This window comes from Rhizobium mayense, assembly GCF_030272705.1.
Classification (GTDB): Bacteria; Pseudomonadota; Alphaproteobacteria; order Rhizobiales; family Rhizobiaceae; genus Rhizobium; species Rhizobium mayense.
Window position 1 is genome coordinate 1 of record NZ_JARFYM010000078.1, and the last position, 4,222, is coordinate 4,222.

Genomic DNA, 4,222 nt, shown 5'->3' on the forward strand with positions numbered 1-4,222 from the left:
CCCTCGAACGCTTCAGGCCGATCCGCGCTAACCGTTTCAATCCAAACAACTTCGCTTTCCCTTAGCGGGTATTATTGCAGAAATGCCCACGGAGCCCCGCAAGGAGCCGCACGAGCTTCAACATTGTGTCCCGAAGGGGAGCTAGACCGAGTGCCCCCGGTCTTTGCGCTCCGTTTTCATGGAAGGGGAAGGGAGTTTCGAGACGTGGGGCCAGGGCATCCTCGCACCTGGCCCGCGCCGCTGGATGCGCTCAGGGACAGGCAAGCGGCCGGATCGATATTGACATGGCATTGGCTCGGCGCGGCCTCTCCCTCGATCGAGACCTGCCTAAATCTGTCGTGAGGGTATGTCTTAGAAGAGCCTGAGCTACCCGGTCTTTTCGACATCAAAGGACGGTTCTTTTGATCCGACGGCGCTCGGTTTACCAGGCTGCACAACGTCAATGCCGGGCGCTTGATCGGCGACCGAAAGCCTCCTTCTTTCAGCTGGTCGAGCGTCCAGCCCCTTCTCTTCTCGATACGTCATGCACGTAGGCGAGCGTTCGCGCCGAGTGGCCGGAAACAAGAAGGGAGATGCGCTGGCAATGCTCAAAACATAGCCGACCGACGTTGTCTGACTGGCCTTCATGGGCTCCAAGAGCAATCTGGATGATCGAGATGCCGCATAGCAACTACGGCCCCTCGGTCTTCTTGATCTTTTGCCGAGAAGGCTTTTCGCTCGTCGTTATCTCGATCTCCGGCATGGAGCGCGCGGAGGATTGCGAGTTTTTCGGCGTTTTCTTCGACCGTGGAGATTTTTCGCGGGATCGATCTATATAGCCGCTTTCTCCTGCACCTTGAAGCAGCGCCGCATCATCCCGATCATCTTTGCCCTGCCGGTCTTGCGGCGTCTCATGCAGGTCGTCACCGTCCAGCTCATCGCAGGCTTGTTGCCAATAGCGCAGGTCCGCACCCTCCGGCCGGCCTTCGCTTTCCCAGATTTCGTAAGCACGGCGCTGGATTCGTTCGTGTCTGTCAACGGCCATGACATTCTCCCCCGAAGCAGAATAACCCTTTGAGAACGATCTGGAGAGGATTGCGGTTCCGTCGACACCACCTGGTGTCGACCATCGGTGGAATCTAGCGGATGAGGAACCCTCTTCTTCTCCATGTGAAGCGGCAGGTCGGTATACGGACCGCTTCTCGCTTAAGGCGTCTCGAAGGCGATATCAACGTCTCGATGTCGCAGAGCTTGGAAAGAGAGGTTTTTGACAATATTGATCTTCCATGATCCGCAATTCGCGATCGAACTCATCAATGATCCGCTGCACCCATGGCTCAACAACGGCGCGCGGCTCGGGCAGTTGCTCTTTATGACCGCGGCTATCTCGGAGAGATTTTCTCCGTTTGGGTGAGGCGTAAATTTCTCTGATCACGGGGGTTATCCGAATTGCTTCGAACGGACAAATGGATCGCAATTCATGCTGCAGCTCCATGGAAGGACCGAAAATTCAAAGTCGCTCCGTTCCGTCAGCACGAGCTCACCTCTCGATCGGCCAAATAAGCCTCGTTATTCTTATGGGTCGGACGGACGCGCGCCCGCGCGAGGAAAGGTAAGTGCCCCAGCGTGACTTCGGGCCTCAACGGATTTCGCAATTCGGGCTCGAGTGAGAGCGTGCTTGCCTCGATCGAATAGAGGCGATGATGCTGCATCAAGCCACATAAAGAAGGCTTAGCCTGAATTGGCATGATAAGCTCCTGGCCCAAGACCGAGGGCAAGCTGAGCTTGGTGACCTCCCAGCCCGTGGAAATTAATAGATCGACCAGCTTCGGGTGCGTTTCCACGATCAGCGAAGTAATGCCCGCAACGAGACAGAACTCCATCACTCCGGTCATCAAAACATGCGAGGCGGGTATGTGATTGATAAGTCCGGCGCCTTCGGCGGCGACGCACCGGGTCCACTCATAAATTTCCGGTGCACGGGGCCAGGCCTGGCCGTTCATGATATGAGGATAGATATCAGACAGGAGATGCGGCTCGGTCGTCGGCAGCAATCGAGAATATCCTACAACGGCATCTTCACAGAAAAGTACAAGATGAAGAGCCTGCTCATGATCGAACTGATCGATTTCGCGACCATCGCTTCTGCGAAGTGCTTCCCAGCCGAAGCGCTCTACGAATTGCTGGTGCCGAAAGCGCCAAATCTTCTCCATTGCCTTGGGATCCGACGCCGAACGACCTACGTAAAGCCTTATCATCTTTGCCCCTATTTTGGGCGAAACAGTGCACGATATTGCGCGCGACATAAATAAGTAGAATTACCCAGCTTCAGCGAAGGATTCCAACGCGAAAACTCTCCGCGATCATCTGCGCCGCATTAACGACATCAAGTTTGCGCTGCACATTCAAAATCTCATTCTGAATGGTTCGGTGGGAGCGTCCCAGAATTTCCGCGATCTCAATGGCTGTTTTGCCTGCCGCGCACCACTGAATAATTTCACGCTCTCGAGCGGTGATCCGCAATAGGCTTCTGTTTCGCGAACTCGCCTCCTTTGCTATCAGGCCACGCAACGCATTGTGGGCGTAGATCGACAAGATATGCAATGCGCCTCGAGCGGCGCTGGAGAGATCGACTTTTTCGGCACCGAACGTCACAATCGCCTGAAAGCCGCTCGCTGTATGCAATGGCACGCTATAGCCGTCTTTCATTTTGAATTCCCTGGCTTCGTTCATGACACGGCGTGCATGACGGCCAAGATCTTGGCCTCGCAATGCCTCCGACCAAACAAAAGCACCGTCCTGCATTTTACAGAGCTGAATAACGGGATCTGCGTGAACGTAATTCTTCGACAAATAGTGTTCAAACCATTCCAACGGCCATCCATTCAACATGAAGTAAGAATCGATACGCTCCGTGGCCAAAGGTATGCCGGATATAGCGAAACAATCAAAGCCGAAGTATCGTGCGGATCTGTCGAGTGAGCCGAGTATATCTTCCTTGCTCTTTGCAGTCGCGGTTTCCGACAGAAATTCGAACATTACTCTTGCGGTCGCCACAGCTTCGCTGTCCACTCGCCCCTCCCCACTATTTCAGATAGTCTATGAGCATATTAGCTGAAAGAAGTATTACTTTCATGACCACCGCCCAACGATCGCCGGCTGTATATGCTATTTTTATAAAACGTGAATATGAAAAGGGAAAAACTGCGGAGGAGACGGTTCGGTCTCGTGCTCCACCGACATACACTGCCGACTATGCGGACAACGCACCGTCAGCGTTTCATTCGGATGGACAGGCAGCTTTGCCAGGGGGCCCTTCGATGCGCTTAAAGCTAAGCAATATTGCTTATTTACCGTTACGTGAGGTCGCTGTTAAAACCAACACAAGTAAGCAAATTGCAGCCAAAGGGCGCGGGCTTGCCGGATCTCAATGACGGTCCTCACTTGGAGGCATTGCCAGCGCCAAAGGCATTGCCGGGCCGATCTTTGGTCATCTGGAAAGAAAATTTGAATAACGACGCCGGCAGGGTCGAACCTGCCGGCGTGAGGTCTGAGCGCTGACATCCGTTGAGAATTAACTCGCCGTCGCGGGAGATTTGAACATAGCTTGACGCGGCGCATATCGCGGAGCCTTGAGCTCCCCCGAAAAAACGCCTGGCACGCCAGAGGCAACTGGGCTGAATGCCATGGTTCGTAGGTTCGCAACTCACCCGCCTCCCTGCTGAGCAGAATATCGATCACGATTTCGCGAATTTCTTCATAGCTGTGAGCGCCGGCCTGGAATAGGCTGTGTGGCGGCGAAATCGTTGCGGGACTGGAACTATACCCCAGGACAGAGCGCCGACGCATTGCTCGTTCTTGTTTCAGCTTGAGCACCAATGCGCGTAAGCTGCTGTCGGCGGATGATCGGATGAAGATGTCGCCTCAATTCTTCCCGCAGTAGCCTTGTCCTGTTTCGCACCGTTTTCCATGTCATCAGAACCAAGAACGTCGGTGAGAGTTCTCTCGCGCTGCCCCGAAACGGTAAAGCCGCAAATTAGTCAGTTGAGTGCCGCGCTACCTCCGAGGGCATCATTTTCCCGGCGGAAACTTCGTTCGGCTACCAGCGCCGGCGTGAAAGCGTAGTCCGTCCATAAACAAGCCCACCATCCGCTGCGGATCAGTTGGCTCGCCGCACATGGGTGGCACGCATAACATCCCGATGCCGTGCAGGAGCTCGTTCGCCATCACTCCCGAGCGTATC

4 protein-coding genes are annotated in these 4,222 nt (G+C 54.7%); 1 reads left to right on the plus strand and 3 read right to left on the minus strand.

The features are described from left to right. Nucleotides 1-670: 670 nt before the first annotated feature. The 3 genes from PY649_RS34460 to PY649_RS34470 form a co-directional block, all read right to left on the minus strand. Nucleotides 671-1,024: a DUF2934 domain-containing protein gene (locus PY649_RS34460; RefSeq protein ID WP_285873522.1), complete on the minus strand. Its 354-nt coding sequence runs from the start codon at nt 1,022-1,024 to the stop codon at nt 671-673. 484 nt (nt 1,025-1,508) lie between these two features. Next, nucleotides 1,509-2,192: an acyl-homoserine-lactone synthase gene (locus PY649_RS34465; RefSeq protein ID WP_120709112.1), complete on the minus strand. Its 684-nt coding sequence runs from the start codon at nt 2,190-2,192 to the stop codon at nt 1,509-1,511. A gap of 115 nt (nt 2,193-2,307) precedes the next feature. After that, nucleotides 2,308-3,051, minus strand: a complete 744-nt coding sequence (locus PY649_RS34470; protein ID WP_285873525.1) for a helix-turn-helix transcriptional regulator — start codon at nt 3,049-3,051, stop codon at nt 2,308-2,310. 62 nt (nt 3,052-3,113) lie between these two features. On the opposite strand from PY649_RS34470, the gene PY649_RS34475 reads away from it, so the two are divergent. Beyond that, nucleotides 3,114-3,413, plus strand: coding sequence for a hypothetical protein (locus tag PY649_RS34475; RefSeq protein ID WP_285873527.1), 300 nt, complete (start codon nt 3,114-3,116; stop codon nt 3,411-3,413). The last annotated feature ends 809 nt before the right edge of the window (nt 3,414-4,222 follow it).